This window comes from Enterococcus timonensis (assembly GCF_900104595.1).
Lineage (GTDB): Bacteria > Bacillota > Bacilli > Lactobacillales > Enterococcaceae > Enterococcus_J > Enterococcus_J timonensis.
Map to the genome: position 1 here is coordinate 47,564 of NZ_FNVY01000001.1, position 19,439 is coordinate 67,002.

At 35.4% G+C, this 19,439-nt stretch carries 20 protein-coding genes; 16 read left to right on the forward strand and 4 right to left on the reverse strand.

The annotated features are described in order from the left end of the window. The first annotated feature begins 69 nt into the window (after positions 1-69). The 3 genes from BQ5341_RS00220 (at position 70) to BQ5341_RS00230 (ending at position 1,915) form a co-directional block, all read left to right on the forward strand. On the forward strand, positions 70-750 hold the full coding sequence (locus tag BQ5341_RS00220) for an IS6-like element IS1216 family transposase (protein WP_001015311.1): 681 nt from the start codon (positions 70-72) through the stop codon (positions 748-750). 171 nt (positions 751-921) lie between these two features. After that, a complete protein-coding gene (locus BQ5341_RS00225; RefSeq protein WP_071130074.1) occupies positions 922-1,284 on the forward strand; it encodes an ArsR/SmtB family transcription factor in 363 nt (120 codons plus the stop codon). Between the two features lie 16 nt (positions 1,285-1,300). Continuing rightward, positions 1,301-1,915 carry a CadD family cadmium resistance transporter gene (locus BQ5341_RS00230; protein ID WP_071130075.1) on the forward strand — a complete coding sequence of 205 codons (615 nt, stop codon included), beginning with the start codon at positions 1,301-1,303 and terminating at the stop codon, positions 1,913-1,915. A 111-nt stretch (positions 1,916-2,026) separates the two neighbouring features. Here the strand turns inward: BQ5341_RS00230 and BQ5341_RS00235 are convergent, their stop codons facing one another. After that, entirely contained in the window at positions 2,027-2,347 is a 321-nt protein-coding gene (locus BQ5341_RS00235; protein WP_002301366.1) for an ArsR/SmtB family transcription factor, read from the reverse strand. Positions 2,348-2,458: 111 nt separating this feature from the next. On the opposite strand from BQ5341_RS00235, the gene BQ5341_RS00245 reads away from it, so the two are divergent. From BQ5341_RS00245 to BQ5341_RS00260, 4 genes are all read left to right on the forward strand, one after another. Next, positions 2,459-3,630, forward strand: a protein-coding gene (locus BQ5341_RS00245; RefSeq protein ID WP_106396145.1) for an IS3 family transposase whose coding sequence is annotated in 2 segments (ribosomal slippage) — positions 2,459-2,735 and positions 2,735-3,630 — 1,173 coding nt in all. Because the reading frame shifts where the segments join, the coding sequence is not laid out codon by codon here. A 358-nt stretch (positions 3,631-3,988) separates the two neighbouring features. Further along, entirely contained in the window at positions 3,989-5,896 is a 1,908-nt protein-coding gene (locus tag BQ5341_RS00250) for a heavy metal translocating P-type ATPase (protein WP_071130078.1), read from the forward strand. 93 nt (positions 5,897-5,989) lie between these two features. Further along, entirely contained in the window at positions 5,990-6,211 is a 222-nt protein-coding gene (gene relB, locus BQ5341_RS00255; protein ID WP_002307624.1) for a type II toxin-antitoxin system RelB family antitoxin, read from the forward strand. Then, a complete protein-coding gene (locus BQ5341_RS00260) occupies positions 6,212-6,484 on the forward strand; it encodes a type II toxin-antitoxin system RelE family toxin (protein ID WP_002301363.1) in 273 nt (90 codons plus the stop codon). 325 nt (positions 6,485-6,809) lie between these two features. Here the strand turns inward: BQ5341_RS00260 and merA are convergent, their stop codons facing one another. Next, positions 6,810-8,450 (reverse strand): mercury(II) reductase, encoded by a 1,641-nt coding sequence (gene merA, locus BQ5341_RS00265; RefSeq protein WP_002316044.1) that lies wholly within the window; start codon positions 8,448-8,450, stop codon positions 6,810-6,812. A gap of 13 nt (positions 8,451-8,463) precedes the next feature. Then, positions 8,464-8,862, reverse strand: coding sequence for a mercury resistance transcriptional regulator MerR (gene merR / locus BQ5341_RS00270; RefSeq protein WP_002301360.1), 399 nt, complete (start codon positions 8,860-8,862; stop codon positions 8,464-8,466). Positions 8,863-9,184: 322 nt separating this feature from the next. Between merR and arsD (BQ5341_RS00275) the strand changes: the two genes are divergently transcribed. From arsD (BQ5341_RS00275) to BQ5341_RS00310, 8 genes are all read left to right on the forward strand, one after another. Then, on the forward strand, positions 9,185-9,550 hold the full coding sequence (arsD, locus tag BQ5341_RS00275) for an arsenite efflux transporter metallochaperone ArsD (protein ID WP_071130079.1): 366 nt from the start codon (positions 9,185-9,187) through the stop codon (positions 9,548-9,550). A 14-nt stretch (positions 9,551-9,564) separates the two neighbouring features. Then, the gene (gene arsA, locus BQ5341_RS00280) at positions 9,565-11,301 is read left to right on the forward strand and encodes an arsenical pump-driving ATPase (protein ID WP_071130080.1); all 1,737 of its coding nucleotides are present in this window, start codon (positions 9,565-9,567) and stop codon (positions 11,299-11,301) included. Between the two features lie 30 nt (positions 11,302-11,331). Next, entirely contained in the window at positions 11,332-11,667 is a 336-nt protein-coding gene (gene arsD, locus BQ5341_RS00285) for an arsenite efflux transporter metallochaperone ArsD (protein WP_035020754.1), read from the forward strand. 22 nt (positions 11,668-11,689) lie between these two features. Then, positions 11,690-12,034, forward strand: coding sequence for an ArsR/SmtB family transcription factor (locus BQ5341_RS00290; protein WP_071130081.1), 345 nt, complete (start codon positions 11,690-11,692; stop codon positions 12,032-12,034). A 33-nt stretch (positions 12,035-12,067) separates the two neighbouring features. Further along, positions 12,068-13,147: an ACR3 family arsenite efflux transporter gene (gene arsB / locus BQ5341_RS00295; RefSeq protein ID WP_071130082.1), complete on the forward strand. Its 1,080-nt coding sequence runs from the start codon at positions 12,068-12,070 to the stop codon at positions 13,145-13,147. Positions 13,148-13,182: 35 nt separating this feature from the next. After that, positions 13,183-14,841, forward strand: a complete 1,659-nt coding sequence (locus BQ5341_RS00300; protein WP_071130083.1) for an FAD-dependent oxidoreductase — start codon at positions 13,183-13,185, stop codon at positions 14,839-14,841. 599 nt (positions 14,842-15,440) lie between these two features. After that, positions 15,441-15,992: a tyrosine-type recombinase/integrase gene (locus tag BQ5341_RS00305; protein WP_071130084.1), complete on the forward strand. Its 552-nt coding sequence runs from the start codon at positions 15,441-15,443 to the stop codon at positions 15,990-15,992. Between the two features lie 314 nt (positions 15,993-16,306). After that, complete coding sequence (locus BQ5341_RS00310) at positions 16,307-16,849, forward strand: PBECR4 domain-containing protein (RefSeq protein WP_002301358.1); 543 nt, start codon at positions 16,307-16,309, stop codon at positions 16,847-16,849. Between the two features lie 607 nt (positions 16,850-17,456). Here the strand turns inward: BQ5341_RS00310 and BQ5341_RS00315 are convergent. Next, the gene (locus BQ5341_RS00315) at positions 17,457-18,491 is read right to left on the reverse strand and encodes a Jag N-terminal domain-containing protein (RefSeq protein ID WP_071130085.1); all 1,035 of its coding nucleotides are present in this window, start codon (positions 18,489-18,491) and stop codon (positions 17,457-17,459) included. A gap of 249 nt (positions 18,492-18,740) precedes the next feature. Between BQ5341_RS00315 and BQ5341_RS00320 the strand changes: the two genes are divergently transcribed. Further along, positions 18,741-19,421 (forward strand): IS6-like element IS1216 family transposase, encoded by a 681-nt coding sequence (locus BQ5341_RS00320; RefSeq protein ID WP_071130086.1) that lies wholly within the window; start codon positions 18,741-18,743, stop codon positions 19,419-19,421. Positions 19,422-19,439: the final 18 nt, after the last annotated feature.

Here is a 19,439-nt window from a genome sequence, read left to right on the forward strand (position 1 = left end):
TGTTGCAAAGTTTTAAATCTACTATTAAATAAGGTAGAATATTAGAAAAAGATAGCAGGAGGAATGACGATGAATCATTTTAAAGGAAAGCAATTTCAGCAGGATGTGATTATTGTAGCCGTGGGCTACTATCTTCGTTATAACCTTAGCTATCGTGAAGTTCAAGAAATCTTATATGATCGTGGCATTAACGTTTCTCATACGACGATTTATCGTTGGGTGCAAGAATATGGCAAACTACTCTATCAAATTTGGAAAAAGAAAAATAAAAAATCCTTTTATTCATGGAAAATGGATGAAACGTACATCAAAATTAAAGGAAAATGGCATTATTTGTATCGAGCCATCGATGCAGATGGTTTAACCTTGGATATTTGGTTACGTAAAAAACGGGACACACAAGCAGCCTATGCTTTTCTTAAGCGGTTAGTGAAGCAGTTTGATGAACCGAAGGTTGTAGTCACAGATAAAGCCCCCTCTATTACAAGTGCCTTTAAGAAACTAAAAGAATACGGCTTTTATCAAGGGACAGAACATCGTACCATTAAATACCTGAATAATTTGATTGAACAAGACCATCGTCCAGTAAAGAGACGCAATAAATTCTATCGAAGTTTACGCACTGCCTCTACCACGATTAAAGGCATGGAAGCCATTCGAGGATTATATAAGAAAACCCGAAAAGAAGGCACTCTCTTCGGGTTTTCGGTCTGTACTGAAATCAAGGTATTATTGGGAATCCCAGCTTAAATCATAGATACCGTAAGGGATTTTATTCTTTATTTAAAACTTTGCAACAGAACCAAGTTGTAACACATGAAATTGCTTATAATAGTGTATTGGAATTAAGATAGATTGACAAAAGAGTGATCAAATAGGTATACTTCATTCAAATAATTGTTTGAATGTGAGGTGAGATGAATGGAAAACGTTTGCCAAGTGACTATCGTACATAAAGAAAAAGTAACTATAATAAAAAATAAATTGGATCAAAAAGATTTTTCAAATTTACTTGTGTTAGGTAAATGTTTCAGCGATTCTTCTAGAATTAAAATTTTTTATGCTTTAGAAACCTATAAGGAAATGTGTGTCTGTGATTTAGCAGAAATACTTAATGCTAGTGTCGCTACAACGTCACACCATTTACGTTTTTTAAAAAAACATGGAATGGCAAAATCACGTCAAGATGGAAAAGTAGTTTATTACTCTTTAGCGAATGAAGACATCCTTTCCGCTATTCATGTTTTTTTAAAGTTATCAGAAAATCTATCTATGAAATCTTAGTTTGGAGGAAGTTATTTTGTTACAAAGTATTTTTTCAGCTATCGCTGTTTATATTTCTACCAGCATTGATTATTTGTTTATCTTGCTGATTATTTTTTCTCAAAGTCATACAAAAAAAGGGCTCCGTCAGATTTTTTGGGGTCAATATCTAGGAACAGGTATCTTAGTAGCCGTAAGTTTATTTGCAGCATATGTGCTGAATTTCATTCCGCAAGATTGGATCATTGGGCTTCTCGGTCTAATTCCGATTTTCTTAGGAATCAGAGTGGCATTGGTTGGCGAAGAGGAGGAAGAAGAAGAGGAAGTCGTTGAAAAGCTTGAATCAAGAGGAACAAACCGCTTCTTTTGGACCGTTGCCTTAATAACAATTGCTTCTGGTGGCGATAACTTAGGGATTTATATTCCTTACTTTTCCTCGTTATCTTTTTCAGAGATTGTCACCGCTCTAATCGTATTTGCTATTTCTGTTGCGGTTCTTTGCTATATCAGTTACAAATTAGCCAAGATTTCTTTTGTTTCCGAAACCTTAGAAAAATATGAACGAATCCTTGTTCCTATAGTGTTTATTGGCTTAGGAATTTATATTTTGATAGAAAATGGGACGATTCAAACACTATTAAATTTTATATAAACAACTACGATAGTGAAGTTCAAATAAAAAAAGACAGCGAGATTTTAACTCGCTGTCTTTTTTTATTTGAACTAATGAATTGTAAAATCATTTTAACCTTGTAGTTTGTCTTTATTTTTCTTTTTCTTGTTCTTCGATATGAGTTGAAACTTGCTCAAGAATACTAAAAATATGAAGATCGTCAAGGCTATAAATCATATTTTTACCAGCTCTTTTTGATTTTACTAATCTTGAAGTCTTTAAAGTTTTTAACTGGTGAGAAATTGCTGATTGTTCCATACTCAAAGAATGCGCAATAGCTCCAACGCTAAGTTCTTCTTTCTGCAGAAGAAATAAAATTGAAAGTCGGGTAGGGTCACTGATCATTTTAAATATTTTACTTACCTCTTGGATAGATTCATTTTTTAATGGAGAAGTTGATAATGAATTCATAAGAATTTCTCTCCTTCATATGTTTGTTTATTCACATTGAATCGGCTACACTAGACTAGACAAAAAAAATAAGGTGTGTAGAATAGAAAAAAACACACTGGAGGAATTTTTATGTCAAGACGTCCACGAAGAACTTATTCAAAAGAATTTAAACAACAGGTAGTCGATCTATATCTAGCCGGAAAATCACGGGTAGAAATTATTCGTGAGTATGAATTAACCGCTTCTTCTTTTGATAAATGGATTAAACAAGCAGAAACCTCTGGTTCTTTCAAAGAGAAAGATAACTTGACCCCAGAACAAAAAGAAATGATCGCTTTGCGCAAGCGAAACCAACAGCTAGAAATGGAAAATGATATTTTAAAGCAAGCAGCGCTGATATTCGGACGAAAAGACAAGTAATTGATGCCAATAAGCACAAATACTCGATATCAGCGATGTGTAAAGTCTTAGGAATTTCCCGTCAAACGTATTATTACCAGCCAAAACTCGTAAAAAATGAAGCTGAATTGGAAGAAGCTATCACAGAAGAATTTGTTCGTAATCGCAAGGCTTACGGCACAAGAAAATTAAAACAAATCTTAGCGAATCGCGACATCCAAGTGAGTCGTCGGAGAATCGGTCGCATCATGAAACAACGGGGATTGAAATCGAGCTATACTTTGGCTCATTTCAAAAACCATTCCTCTTCCTGTAATGAATCAAAAACAGATAATATTTTAGCTCGAGATTTTAGAAATAAAGAGCCTCTGGAAGCTATTGTCACTGATTTAACTTATGTACGTGTTGGGAAAAAATGGCATTATATTTGTTTGATTCTTGATTTGTTCAATCGAGAAATTATTGGGTATTCTTGTGGCAAAAGAAAAGATGCAAGCTTGGTCAAGCGGGCTTTTACTCGTATTTCTTATCCATTGACAGAAGTGCAGCTCTTCCACACCGATCGTGGAAAAGAATTTGACAATCAAACGATTGAAGAGATTATTGGAGCCTTTGGCATTACTCGCTCTCTGAGCAAAAAAGGTTGTCCTTATGATAATGCAGTAGCTGAATCTACATACAAGTCAGTGAAGGTAGAATTTGTTCATCAATTTCGGTTTGAGTCTTTGGAACAGTTAGAATTAGAATTATTTGACTACGTCAATTGGTGGAATCATTTACGATTGCATGGGACACTTGGTTACGAGACACCAATTGGATTTCGTTATCAGAGATTGGCGAAGCGAACCCTTGATAATGAGCGCGGATATGATACACCGAGTGAGGCGGCTTCATTCATTTGAGTGAGCTTCTGCCGTAGAGAATCATATCCGAGGAGGCTCATTGTCAAGGGCAATCGGAATAATAACACGAGACAAAAAATGACACCTTATAAATTTTGTCAAAAAAAGTGTTGCCATTTCACATTTAGATTATCATAATATTTTTATAAAGCAAGATTTTTTGTATAAGGGTAGCTATTTTAGAGTCCTATTTTTTTTATCACCTAAATAAGATAACTATTTTTTTGACAAATTAGATAGAGCGATATAAAATGAATGTATAGACATATGAATGTATAGACATATGAATGTTCGTTCAAACGTAATTCGTAAGCATTACGATTTCTAAAAAAAAGTTTTATTAAGAAAGGTGATAGAAATGAAAGAGATTCAAGAGCAACACTCACACGAAAATAATAGTCACGATCATGGGAAAATGCCAATTATTTTGTACTTTATTGGTTTAGCATTGTCGCTCATTGCGTTATTTGTAAACGGAGAAAATAATTTAATCCAAAACACTTTGTTTTCAATTGCTTCAATTAGTGCTGGTTATCATGTCATTATTCTTGAAGGAATTGGAGAAACGATTGAAAACTCAAAAAGACAACACAAATTTACCCCTAATTCTCATATTTTAATGGGAATAGCTGCAATAGGTGCTTCTCTGATAGGAAATTTTTGGGAAGGAACGTTATTGGTTCTTATTTTCTCTGGAGCACATTTTCTTGAAGATTATGCTGAAGGAAGAAGTAAAAGAGAAATTACCAAGTTATTAGAAATGAATCCAACAACAGCTAGGCTAATCATGCAAGATGGCAATACAACAATCGTTAATGTTAGTGAGTTGAATGTAGGAGATCAACTTCAAGTGTTAAACGGTGACCAAGTACCGATTGACGGAGTAATAGTATCAGGCTCTACTTCGATTGACGAATCTTCTATTAATGGTGAGAGTATACCTAAAGAGAAATCAAAGGGAGACGGAGTTTTTGGGAGTACAATTAATGGAACGGGTACCTTTACTATGGAAGTCACAAAAGAAACTAACGATACTGTCTTTTCAAAGATTTTACAACTAGTGAATCAAAATCAAGAGAATCAAACAAAAGCGTCTAGTATTATCCAAAAGTTTGAGCCTAAGTATGTTAAATTTGTTTTAATTGCAATCCCACTCTTCATTTTACTTGCTCCTATGCTGTTTGATTTGACATGGTCACAAAGTATTTATAGAGGATTAGTCCTTTTAGTCGCAGCTTCTCCGTGTGCTTTAGCAGCAGCTACCGTATCCGTAACATTGTCAGCCACTTCTAATCTAGCAAAAAGAGGCGTACTTTCAAAAGGAAGTGCCTATTTGTCCCAATTAGCGGATATTCAAGCCATTGCCTTTGATAAAACAGGAACATTAACTAAAGGGAAACCGGAAGTAACCAATTATTACTTTTCTGATTCTGTGAACGAGGAAAATATGATTGATATCGTAGTGGCTCTTGAAAAAGAATCAAATCACCCGTTAGCAAGTGCTATTTTAGACAAGTTTGAACCAAAAAATAAACTAGCTATTGAAGTGGAAAATCAGATTGGAAAAGGTTTAATAGGCGATTATAACGAAAACACTTATCGTATAGGTAAACCAACTTCTTTTGAGGCTGTATCGGATGACTATACACGTTTGAATAAAGAATGGGCTTCAGAAGGTAATACGGTTGTATATGTATCAGAAAATGAAAAAGTAATCGGCCTGATAGCATTAATGGATATTCCAAGTGAACATGCGAAAGCAACTATAGATTACTTTAAGAAGTGTGGTATCCATACCACTTTAATTACTGGGGATTCTGAAATGACAGGGCAAGCTGTTGGTAAACAATTAGGAGTAGATCAAGTAATTGCAAACGTCATGCCAGAAGATAAATCTAACATTATCAATGAACAAAAAGAAACCTATGGTATAACCGCTATGGTGGGAGATGGTATAAACGACGCACCTGCTCTTGTGAAGGCAGATGTTGGAATTGCTATGGGAGAGGGTACGGATGTTGCAGTAGATGTATCTGATCTAGTATTAATGAAAAATGATTTGTCTAAATTGGTAAAAGCTCATGAAATTTCTTTAAAAATGAATCGAGTTATTTGGCAAAATATTATTTTCTCAATGGTAGTTGTCGCTTTTCTAATTACCGTAAGCTTAGTAGGATTAACGGATATAGCCATTAGTGTGATTGTTCATGAAGGAAGTACCTTAGTCGTGATATTAAATGGTCTTCGATTATTAAAGTCTAAATAAATACATGAAATTGGATAAAATCATGTATCTAAAGTTTGCAGCCTCTCTAATTTTGTATTACAATGTATATACAAAAAGAAGGGGGTGATTCTAATGACTGTCATATCGCTCAGAATTGATACTCAGGAAGATAAATTAATTAAAGAATATGCTAAGGCGAAGAATATTTCGGTTTCGGCTCTGATTAGAAGTTCTGTCTTGGAAAAAATCGAGGATGAAATTGATTTGGGCCTATATAATCAAGCCATGAAGGATCATAAAGAGAATCCGAAAAGTATTTCTTTTGAAGACATGCTAAAGGAGCTATCTGATTAAATGAGCTCAGGTTATCAAGTCGAGTTTGAAAAAGGAGCTCAAAAAGCGTTAAAAAAAATGGACAAATACCAATCCCTTTTAATTATGGGATGGATTCAAAAGAATCTAGTGAATTGTACCGATCCTAGGCAGCATGGAAAAGGATTAACCGTCAATCGATCAGGCGAATGGCGCTATAGAATCGGTGATTATCGCTTAATAGCTGATATCAATGACGAGACCGTAACCATTTTAATGTTAGAGATTGGTCATAGAAAAAATATTTACAAATAAACCATTCAAATTGAGTGCAAGCATGTTTAATAAAAAAGGATTCTACTGCTTTTTAAGCGGTAGAATCCTTTTTTGATACGATTTAATTATCTATATTAAGCACGTAAGGCAACAATCGCATCTTCAATAATATCTTGCTGCGTTGCCTAAATGAGCAATTGCGTTTCTAAATAGTCTTTTATTTCTTCAACCTCCACTAGAATAGAGCTATTAATTGACACGTAGACGTTTGCTGATGTCATAATCTTCAACTCCTATCGTTATAGATAATAACGAAAGATAAACCAAGGTGTTACCAGCTACTACAAGAAACTAAATAGAAATATTAACCTGCACAACAAGATAATTTCGAAATATCTTTATCAAAGGCTAGAGCTGCTAACTTTAAGCCTTCTGACATTGTTAGATAAGGCGCTAAAGTATCTTTTAAATCAGCTACGGTCAATCCAAATTTAACGGCTAAGGATGCTCCATAAATAACTTCTCCTGCATTTTCAGAAACGATATGAACTCCCAAAATCTTCTGTGTTTTTCTATCAACCACAAGTTTAAACACCCCTGTCGTATTATGATTGACAATCGCTCTAGGAACATTTTCTAATGACAATACCGCTTTTTTTACTTCGTATCCTTTTTCTTTCGCTTGTTGTTGTGTTAACCCAACAGTTGCAAATTGCGGACTGGTAAATGATACTCCAGGAACTACCGATAAATCGATTGCTTTATTTAACCCACCAATTGCATTTCCTGCTGCAATTCCTCCTTCATAGGCTGCTACATAGACAAACTGAGGTCCTAATGTCACGTCTCCTGCTGCATAAATTTTTCTATTACTTGTCTGAGCAAAAGCATTTATCTTGATTTCATTGTTTGGCCCAACTTGAACGCCTGCTGCGCTCAAGTTCAATACTTCTGTATTCGGTTTTCTTCCTGTTCCAACTAGTAGCTCGTCTGACTCAATGACCTTATTTTTGCCGTTTACAATAATATGAACTTTTTTAATATTTCCGTCTTGCTCTACTCGTTCATAAGTTGCTCCGGAAATGAGCTTTATTCCTTGTTCGATTAAAGCTTTCTCCATTGCTTCAGAAATCTCTGGATCATACTCTTTTAAAAGTCGTTTGCTTCTTTGAATAAGGGTAACCTCAGAACCCAGATTGTGGAAGAGCTGTCCCAGTTCTCTTCCAATATAACCCGATCCAATAATTGTTAATCGTTTTGGTACTTTTCTTAGTTCAAGGAGGGTTGTGCTAGTTAAATAATCTACTTCTTTAAGTCCAGTAATACGAGGTAAGAGTGGAGAAGCACCCGTTGCGATTAAAAACCGTTGGGCAGAATATGTTTGCCCACTAACTGTCACAGTGTTTTCGTCAATGAATTTTGCTTCTCCTTTAATTAAATCAAAACCATAGTCGTCAATTAAATTAGTGTATTTTTGTTTGCGTAAATCATCAACTAGTTCATTTTTTTGATCGACTAAGCGGTCTAATTCTACTTCTCCCGTAGAAGTGTGCAATCCTTCAAAAATATTTACATGTGCTGATTGATTGATTTCTCCAGCTCGAAGCAGCGTTTTTGAAGGGATACAACCAATGTTCACACAGGTTCCGCCTACAGTTCCGCGTTCAATCATGCCCACCTTTGATCCATACTCGACTGCTTTTATAGCTGCTGAAAAAGCTGCTCCACCAGAACCGATAATGAGCAAATCATAATCTTCCTTGTTATTAGTCATCACGCGTTTTTGAACAGGTAACTTTTCTACTTCTTCGGGCTGATAATTTATTTTTTTAACTGCTTCTATCGCGTTTTCTATTGCATAGTCGTCTGGTAATTGAAATACCGCTTCGCTTTGACTGAAATCTGCTTTAGCGTTGAGAGCTCCCATGCTCTCAAGCGCTTTTTCTATATGTTTTTCACAGCCAGTACAGGTCATTCCTTGAATGCGCATTCTAAATTGATTCATTTTCCTACCCCCGTTAATTTTCTATTAATACTTCTATGATAGGACACGCGTATAGTTCTTTTTCATCTGGACATCTTGCTCGTAAATCTTTTAGCATATATTCTATTCTATTCAAATTCTCGATTTTTTTTTGAATTTCTCTTTCTTTCTTAGAGACAAATTCAAACATACCTTCACAACGAATGTTGTCTTTATCTACAACACCAAGTAATTTATAAATTTCATTTAAAGAAAAGCCAATTTCTTGTAGGTGTTTAATGAATTTTACTCGTTTTACATCTTCCTCTGAATAAACTCGATAACCGGAATTAGTCCGATCGGGTTCTGGTAGTAAGTTTTTTCGTTCGTAATATCGAATGGATTCCTTATTTACACCACATTTTTCAGAGAAGGAGCTAATAAAATAAGCCATGCTATCACATCCTTTTTTTAATTATAAACCATGTACTTAGGTACATGTCCAACCAAAAATAATACGAAGGGGGGAATATCATTTTCCTTCTTATTTACTTTCAAAAATGAAGTGAAAATTAAATGTGGTACCAATAAATTTTGAGACTTCTTTTATAATAAATAATATCGGACCTAAATACATGAAATTACCTAAAGTTATGTATCATAAAAATCGTTGTCCTAAATCTTATGCTGAAAGTTCATCTTTTATTGACTATATATAGATAATGTTCTATATTATATATAGAACATTATCTATATATAAAAGGAGCAGATAAAACATGACAGAATTAGCATTATTTGAACCAGCAATGTGCTGTAGCACAGGTGTATGTGGACCATCTGTAAATGAAGACTTATTACAAATTACTTCAGTTATGAACGCTTTAGATACATTAGAGGGATTTCAAGCTAAAAGATACAATTTATCTAGTGATCCTCAAACATTTGTAGAAAACGAACAAATGAGTAAATTATTGCAAGAAAAGGGCGCTGATGCGTTGCCAGCAACACTATTAAATGGTGAAATAGTTAAATTTGGAGGATACCCTTCAATCGAAGAAATAACTGCTTTTACAGGAGTTAGATTTGTCCCAATGGAATCAAATGACGGTGGCAGTTGCGGACCAAACTCAGGATGTTGTTAGGAGGATTTTAACTGATGAAAAATTATCAACCAGAACAATTAAACCTTACAAAATATCTTTTCTTTACTGGTAAAGGCGGAGTAGGAAAAACATCTACAGCTTGTGCTACTGCAGTTTCTTTAGCGGATAGTGGGAAGAACGTAATGTTAGTGAGTACGGATCCTGCTAGTAATTTACAAGATGTTTTTGAGAAAGAATTAACGAATAACGGCTTAGAAATTCCAGAAGTTAAGGGCTTAACAGTAGCGAACTTTGATCCAATTACTGCTGCACGTGACTATATGGAAAGCGTTGTTGGACCATATAGAGGGGTTTTACCTGAATCAGCTGTAGCCAACATGGAAGAACAATTATTAGGTTCTTGTACCGTTGAAATTGCGTCATTTAATGAATTTGCTGGCTTTTTAACGAATCCAGAAGTTGAAGCTCAATATGATCACATTATTTTTGATACTGCCCCTACGGGACATACATTAAGAATGTTGCAACTGCCTTCTGCTTGGAGTAACTTTTTGGATGAAAACACTACTGGTGTTTCATGTATGGGTCAGCTCTCTGGACTTGGAGATAAGCAAGAAATGTATAAACACGCAGTAAACACATTATCAGAGGGGACAAAAACAACCTTAATGTTAGTGACACGTCCACAAAACGGACCACTGGTAGAAGCGAATAGAGCTTCTGAAGAATTAAAAGAAATCGGTGTGTTAAATCAACAATTAATTATCAATGGTTTATTAGAAAGACCGACAGATAGCATTTCTCAAAAGATTTATGATGAACAACAATTAACGTTAAAAAATATGCCTGAAAATTTGAAACAATTTCCAACATTTATTGTTCCATTACGCTCATATAACGTAACAGGCGTTGAAAACTTGCGGTTACTCTTAACATCAGATCAAACAAATGTCGTTGTAAAAGCTCCAGAAGTAATGGATTACCCTAAGTTACAACACATTGTAGATGAATTAGATCGCACAAATAAAAAAGTTGTTTTCACTATGGGTAAAGGTGGCGTTGGTAAAACTACGATTGCTGCTACACTAGCAACAGGATTGGCAGCTAAAGGGAAAAAAGTTCATTTAGCAACAACAGACCCTGCCGCTCATTTGGAATTTGTAATCACTGAATCGGAAAACATTAAAATGAGTCATATTGACGAAAAAAAAGAATTACAGGACTATAAGGAAGAAGTTTTATCTAAAGCACGTAAGACCATGTCTTCTGAGGAATTGGACTATGTTGAAGAAGATTTACGCTCGCCTTGTACTCAAGAAATTGCCGTTTTCAGACGATTTGCAGAGATTGTTGCTACAGTTGATTGCGATGTAGTTGTCATAGATACAGCCCCAACTGGACACACTTTATTGCTATTAGATTCCTCTCAAAGCTATGCTAAAGAAGTGGAACGAACTTCTGGTGAAGTTCCTGAGTCCGTTCGTAGACTGTTGCCAGTCTTACAAGATCCAGAACAAACAGAAGTGGTCATGGTTACTTTACCTGAAAATACGCCAGTCTATGAATCTATGCGCCTACAAGAAGATTTAGATCGTGCCAAAATCGCTCATACTTGGTGGGTCATAAACAATAGTATGCTAACAAGTGGTACAACGAATGACGTATTAAGAGCTCGTGCTCAAAGCGAGGTTACTTGGATCAATAAAGTAGCAGAACTATCCAATGATCATTTTGCGGTAGTCGAGTGGCATTCTACTGAAGTGAAAGGGAAATCCGTATCGCAATTTTAGAATCAATTAGTGGAAGGGAAGAGAATAAAAGTGGATAAAATAACTCTTTATGAACCTCCAATGTGCTGTAGCACAGGCGTTTGTGGACCTTCTGTAGATGGGAATCTGATCCGTATAACAAGTCTCTTTCAACAAATACGGAAGATAAAAGGGAAACAATTCATTCGATATAATTTAAGTGCCAATCCGGACTCATTCGTTCGAAATCAAACGGTAACGCAGTTAATCCAAGAAAAAGGGATTGACTGTTTGCCTATAACGGTATTGAATGATGAAACAGTTGTTAAAATTAACGACTATCCAACTAATAAAGAACTATCTAAGTGGCTGAATCTATGCTTGGAAGAAGCAGAAGTCTCACTGTAATTAAGTAGAAAGGAGAATAAAAATGACTTACGAAGAATATGCGAAGGTTGCTAAAGCACTTTCGGAGCCAAAACGCGTAAAAATATTGGATATGTTGTCGTGCGGAGAAATGTGTGCGTGTGATATTTTAGAACATTTTGATTTTACTCAACCTACTTTGTCTCACCATATTAAGATATTAGTAGAAGCTGGCTTAGTTACAGCCGAAAAAAGAGGGACTTGGCAACATTACTCAATTAACGAGCAAGTAGCCCAGCAATACATTCAAGGATCCATTCATTTATTAACACATTCATCTGAATGTATTTGTGAGAATGAAGGCATTCAAAAAGAAGCAAAAAGTTTATCTTCTTTTGTTTCTCGTTAAAAGATTAAATAAAATTATTATTGGAGGAAAATCATGAAAGAAAGAGCTTTAAAAGAAAAAGTATCAAATAAGGAAAATGGAATTGGACTTTGGGAACGTTATTTAAGTTTATGGGTTGCTTTATCAATGATTATAGGTGTAGCTCTAGGGCAATTTGTTCCTGTAATTCCTGATTTTTTAAGTCAATTTGAGTATTATAATGTATCGATTCCAACAGCTATTTTAATTTGGTTAATGATTTTCCCAATGATGTTAAAAATTGATTTTAGCAGTATTGTAAATGCAACAAAAAAACCCAAAGGATTAATCTTAACGACCGTAGTAAACTGGTTAATTAAACCATTTACCATGTATGGAATTTCTGCCTTTTTCTTTTTGGTAGTATTTAGACCGTTTTTAAGTCCTGAACTAGCTAATGAGTACATAGCTGGTGCGATTCTTTTAGGGGCAGCTCCTTGTACGGCTATGGTATTTGTCTGGAGTGGACTAACAAAAGGTGATCCAGCATACACCTTATTGCAAGTGTCTATCAATGATATTATTGTTCTCTTTTTATATGCTCCAATTGTGGCACTTTTATTAGGCATAGGTAACGTATCTGTCCCTATCAATACACTTTTACTCTCCATTTTTTTCTTTATTGTTATTCCTTTAGTTTTAGGAATTGTTGTCAGAAAAAAAGTCGTTAAGCAAAAAGGTGACGATTATTTTGAAAAAGATTTTGTGAATAAATTTGATGGCACAACTCGAATTGGTTTACTACTAACTTTAGTTATTATCTTTTCATTCCAAGGTGAACGAATTCTAAGTAATCCATTCCATATTTTATTAATTGCTATTCCACTAATTGTTCAAAATATTGTCATATTCATTCTTGGTTATGGTGGAGCTAAAGCGTGTAAACTACCATTCTCAATAGCAGCACCCGCAGCCATGGTCGGAACAAGTAACTTTTTTGAACTTGCTGTAGCTGTCTCAATTGCATTGTTTGGATTAAATTCTGGGGCAACTTTAGCAACCGTTGTGGGAGTATTAGTAGAGGTTCCTGTTATGCTTTTATTAGTCAAGTTTTCAAATAAAACAAAACATTGGTTCGACGGATATGAATATTAAGCATTGTTTAAATTAAATGAAAAGAGGCGAAAAAAATGAAAATCGTTGTTATTGGATCTGTCGCTGCTGGTACATCTGTAGCAGCTAAAGCTAGAAGAAACACCGAGGAAGCTGAAATTGTCGTGTACGATCAAGGAAAAGATATTTCTTATTCTGTTTGCGGTATTCCTTATCACATTGGTGGAGAAGTAGAAGAATTAAGTGCCTTAACTCCTAGAAATGCAGCATGGTTTAAAAAGAGATACAATGTCTCAGTTTTCACCGAGCATAAAGTGACACATATTGATCAGACCAACAAACAGTTAGAAGTGACGGATCTTGTTTCTGGAGAAAAGAAACTAGAAAATTACGATGTATTAGTCTTTGCGACTGGGGCTTCTCCATTCACTCCACCTCCATTTAATCAAAAAGAGTATGATAATGTGTTCCAAGTTCGAAATATTCAAGACGCACGAGATATTGGAGACTATTCAACTAAACAACCTAAAAAAGCATTGATTATAGGTGCTGGATTTATTGGTTTAGAAATGACAGAACAATTAGTCCATAAAGGATTAGAAGTAACAATCGTTCAATTAGAAGATCAAGTTATGCCTCCTATGGACGCAGATATGACTTTCCGTGTAGAAGAGCATATGCGTGCAAAAGGCGTTAATTTAATCCTTAGCGACACGGTAAAAACGATTGAAGGAGAAACGTCAGTAGAGAGAGTTATCACGACAAACGGCGTTACAATTGAACCAGATATCGTTATCTTATCAGCAGGTGTACGTCCAAATACAGAATTAGCTAAAGAAATGGGCGTAGAACTGGGAGCTTCAAGAGCAATTGCGGTCAACAACAAAATGCAAACCAATCTTCCAGATGTTTATGCCGTTGGGGATGTGGCAGAAAGCTTCTCCGTTATTACAGGAAAACCTATCTATCGTCCATTAGGATCAACAGCTAATAAAATGGGACGGATTGCTGGAGACGTGATTACTGGTGGAGATTTAGAGCACAGAGGTGTCTTAGGAACAGGGATTTTCAGAATCTTCGACCTACATGTTGGTCAAACAGGATTAACTGAAAAAGAAGCAAAAAAAGAAGGTTATGATGTTGAAATTTTATATAATATTAAGCCAGACCATGCTGAATATTTAGGCGGTAAAGAATTAACAATCAAAGCATTAGCGGATAAAGAAACGGGTCGCATTTTAGGCGCACAAGCTATTGGTCAAGGTGGCGTAGATAAACGAATCGACGTAATCGCAACAGCCATTACCTTTAAAGCAAAAGCAGAAGATTTATTCCATTTAGATTTAGCTTACGCTCCACCATTTGCAACAACGAAAGACCCTGTCCTTTACACCGGTATGGCGTTAGATAATGCGCTGAAACGTAACCCCTTGTTGACACCAGCTGAATTAATACGTCGCCAAACTAGTGGTGAAACATTCCAAATTATCGATACACGTTCTAAAAAAGACTTTGACAAATCACATGTCAAAGGAGCTATTCATATTCCTTTGGCTGAACTGAGAGAAAGAAATGCAGAATTAGACAAAAATTTAGTAACAGTCACTTATTGTAATAAAGGTGTAACTGGAAATGCCGCTCAAAATATTTTATTAAATTACGGATTTACAAATGTTTATAATTTATCAGGAGGAAATAAGAATTATCAACTCAGAGTGAAAATGGGGGGCAATTAATGATTAAGAGCACTGCTTTTATGAAGATAATATCAAGACTTATTGGTACTATTGGGGCAATTCTGGTTGCCAAATTTGTAGGAATGACAATTAATGTAGGACTCATCATTTCCATCCTAATCCTAATCGTTATTCTCTTCAGGAGAGATTATAAAGAAGAGATCAGTAACTAACTATTAATACTACGAAAAAAAAACCCAGTTCATTATGGGTTTTTTTTTCGTAGTTATATGCTATATATTTTGAAAAGTAACACACAGTTAAAATATATCTCCACAGGTGTTGATATTAGGTGAACACTAATCAGTTTGTACTTAATGAGTATTACTAAAAAATAAGCGACTAGTAGGATTTTCCAATTTAAAAGAAGGTCTGTAATCCCTTATACAATAAATTTAAAAAATATATAAATAAAACTTGTCATGTAGATCCAATACAGTTTTGAATGATTTCTCATTGAATACACTATTTTACATAAAATCATGTATCAAGAATCCTATACCTATAGGGTTCTTTTTTTGTACTCCCCCTAAACACACGATTTCGTGTTATAATGACTATAATCATGTATTCGAACAGACTAAAAAGGAGGGATTGTCATGGGCTATAATGTTCAGCCACTACGGTCGCAACAGGAGATTAATGATTTTTTATTTTGCCTGCGACGGAATAAAAATGCGGAACGTGACGTTTTCTTGTTTCTAATCGGAATTAACAGCGGTCTGCGCATGTCCGACATCGTCAAACTCAAGAAAAAAGACGTGATTACCTCAAAAAACCCGCGCATCGTGGAGCAAAAGACAGGGAAAACACGCATTTTATACTTAAGCAGCTTACAGGACTTGATTCACGGCTATACCGCAGCCTTAGATCCGGAGGCTTACTTGTTTCCCAGTACTAAGGGCGGCCATTTAGAAGTCAATACGGTTTACCAGATGTTTCAAGAGGTCGCGAAGCTATTAGGAAGAGACGATATCGGCACGCATACGCTACGTAAAACCTTCGGGTACCACTATTACAAGAAAACCAAAGACGTGGCCACCTTAATGGAAATCTTTGGTCACAGCAGCGAGAAGATTACGAAACGCTACATCGGAATTAATGAAGATGAAATCAGTGAAACGTTATTAAATTTTCGGTTAGGTTTTTGATTGTATTATTATAGTAGATAAGCACAGTAAGACGTTTATAATTGGCCACGGTATTGGACAAATCCGCCTTTTTTTGGTATATTATATATACAAATGAGAGCAGGCTCATAGTCAACTTGATATAAATCCGGAACATAAGGGTCCGGCGGGTGGCGAGCACCAAAACTAAACTCGATACAAATCCGGAACGTAAGGGTCCGGCGGGTGGCAAGCACCAAAACTAAACCTGTATAAAAGGCTGCTCTTTTGAGCAGCCTTTTTTTATTGGGAAAAAGGAGCATTCTTCACACGTGGCAAAAAAAGAATACAAACGCATGTCTATAAAAGAGACAACCCAAATTACCAGACAGTTAAACGCGATTTATAAGGCTGCCCATCTCTTACAAGAACATTTTGTAGATAAAAAAGTATCCTTTGTCGGAGAAGTCTCAACGGTAGCGATTATTTTTTCGACAACTAATTTTATGCACCTCTGTGGCATTGATTATCGCAGAGGCACACACTTGTTTTTTCAAGATGCCTTAGACAGGAAAATAAATTTACAGGATATTCAAATCAAAACGGATGGGACGACCTTTCAGAAATTACAAGTAATAGGTAGCCTTGATTTATTATTGGGGAAGCATATTTCTATTGTTGGCAGAGGTGTTTACTCTTCTCTTCGCTATGATGCAGCTATTCGAACAAGGAAAAAAATATTGGCTCTGTCTTTGAAACAAAACGGATTAATCTATATCCCTATCTCTTTGTTAAACCTATCATCAAAGGAAATTGGACCTGGACAAAAAGTTACTGGCATTTTTAGCGAGGATTTAACATCCGGGGAACTTAAAATGATTATGGAAGTCATCGATTAATCATTAATAGTGATATGCGACGTCATTTTGAAGTAATTATTCTATTTTGGGTTATAAAATAAAGCATTTTAAGACGATTTCAAATCATTCATGTGGGTTATTTATCACGGATGAGCTTGAAATCGTCTTTTATACGTATCAAATTGAAATGTTCGGCATACAATCTATCGTTGTTACTACATTACTAATTGTCACTTGTTAAGGAACTTGGATCCTTTCTAAACATTCCCTAGAGATAAATTTTACTTTATCCCTCCGTTAATATCCAATTTAAGCACCCTTCCGATTCAGGGTTAATTTGCGTAACAAGCGCGGCTTGAGGTCCAGTAACATTAGTCCTTTTAGTCCGACTGAACCCCTCATGAAAAAGTCTTGAACGACCTTTCAATTTATTGGCAGCTATATATTTCAGGTAGAATATCCTTGTTGACTTATGGACATAAGATATAGATATGGCAAACAGGCACTAAGTATCGTCTGTTAATTTAGCGCCATTAATCTTGAGTTATGAACATCATTAGAGATAATAAAACGCTTATCCATACTTTATAGTAGATATAAGCGTTTATTGTTCTTATTAACAAAGGCTCTATTTTAATGGTTTCAATTACTCTTGTTTAAGTCGAATTCTATCATTCTTACCTACTCCAGCAAATTGAAAAGTAATCATGTCACCCTCATTAAATGTCACAACCACAGATTCTTCAGGCATTATTTGAATTGTATTAGGGTCACCATTAATCCAAATAAGTCCGTATCCACGATCGGGATCTGATCCTCCAAAAACACCAGGTGTCCATGTTGCTACATAGGTTCCTGGTCTAATATTATCTGCATTGATCTCAACGTTTACTTTAGTTCCATCTCCTCCTATCAAAGATACATCACCTGTAATGATATTTTGATTTTCTTTTTTTGTTACAGTGTATGCTAACTTTTCAGTTACCTCACTTGTTGGCTCACTAACTGTATCCTCCATGTTACTAGACGATTCAGCTTGTTCTGGAGTATCGTTTATGGAACTTTCTATACTTGACTCACTCGTCGGGTTTTCAGTAGAACTTTCTTTTTCAACCACTTCGTCTGTCTGTTCAGTTTCAGGTGAAAATGTATGATAGGTAATATCGATTGGTATATCTTTTGAGTAAACTTCTCCGCTCTCGAAATCTTCTTTTCCATCAATTGTCATTTTTTCAACCGATCCGTCTTCCGTTAACCAACCAGTTATTAAATCCTCCATTTTTGTTGTTTTTATGTTTGTAAATCCAGCATCTTTGAACTGCTCCACTACTGATTCATAATGCTGTTTTGCTACCTCACTTGACGAAATAGGAACCGATAGGTCATTATTATCTAAGCTCTCGGTTGATGTGGAACTCCCACTAAAAATTATATTAAGGAAAACAACAAAAAAAACGATTACACCACCTATTATTCCAAATTTTATTAACTTCTTCTTTTTTTCTACGTCTGCATCCGTTAATACAATAATTTCAACCTTGGCTTCTTTCCGAAATTTACCTAAAATACCAGGTTTTGGTTCCTGAATAACTGATATTTTTGCGTGTTTCTTGTCGATTCCTAAATCTTTTAAACCTTTTTCAATTGCATCATTAACCGTTTCTCCACTATAAATTGCCATGTGTTTCCCTCCTTGAATTTTCTATATATTCTTCTTTTTGTTGTATTAATATTTATATTATCCCACTCACTATTTGAAAAGACTATTCAACTTTTTGATAAATAGCAGCAACCTTGAAAACTGACTCATTGCTTTTTTTAAGAAGCAACAATCAAAGAAACAAGCTTGTTCAGAGGGTTCCGTTGCAAAGTTTTAAATCTACTATCAAATAAGGCAGAATAATAGAAAAAGATAGCAGGAGGAATGACGATGAATCATTTTAAAGGAAAGCAATTTCAGCAGGATGTGATTATTGTAGCCGTGGGCTACTATCTTCGTTATAACCTTAGCTATCGTGAAGTTCAAGAAATCTTATATGATCGTGGCATTAACGTTTCTCATACGATGATTTATCGTTGGGTGCAAGAATATGGCAAACTACTCTATCAAATTTGGAAAAAGAAAAATAAAAAATCCTTTTATTCATGGAAAATGGATGAAACGTACATCAAAATTAAAGGAAAATGGCATTATTTGTATCGAGCCATCGATGCAGATGGTTTAACCTTGGATATTTGGTTACGTAAAAAACGGGACACACAAGCAGCCTATGCTTTTCTTAAGCGGTTAGTGAAGCAGTTTGATGAACCGAAGGTTGTAGTCACAGATAAAGCCCCCTCTATTACAAGTGCCTTTAAGAAACTAAAAGAATACGGCTTTTATCAAGGGACAGAACATCGTACCATTAAATACCTGAATAATTTGATTGAACAAGACCATCGTCCAGTAAAGAGACGCAATAAATTCTATCGAAGTTTACGCACTGCCTCTACCACGATTAAAGGCATGGAAGCCATTCGAGGATTATATAAGAAAACCCGAAAAGAAGGCACTCTCTTCGGGTTTTCGGTCTGTACTGAAATCAAGGTATTATTGGGAATCCCAGCTTAAATCATAGATACCGTAAGG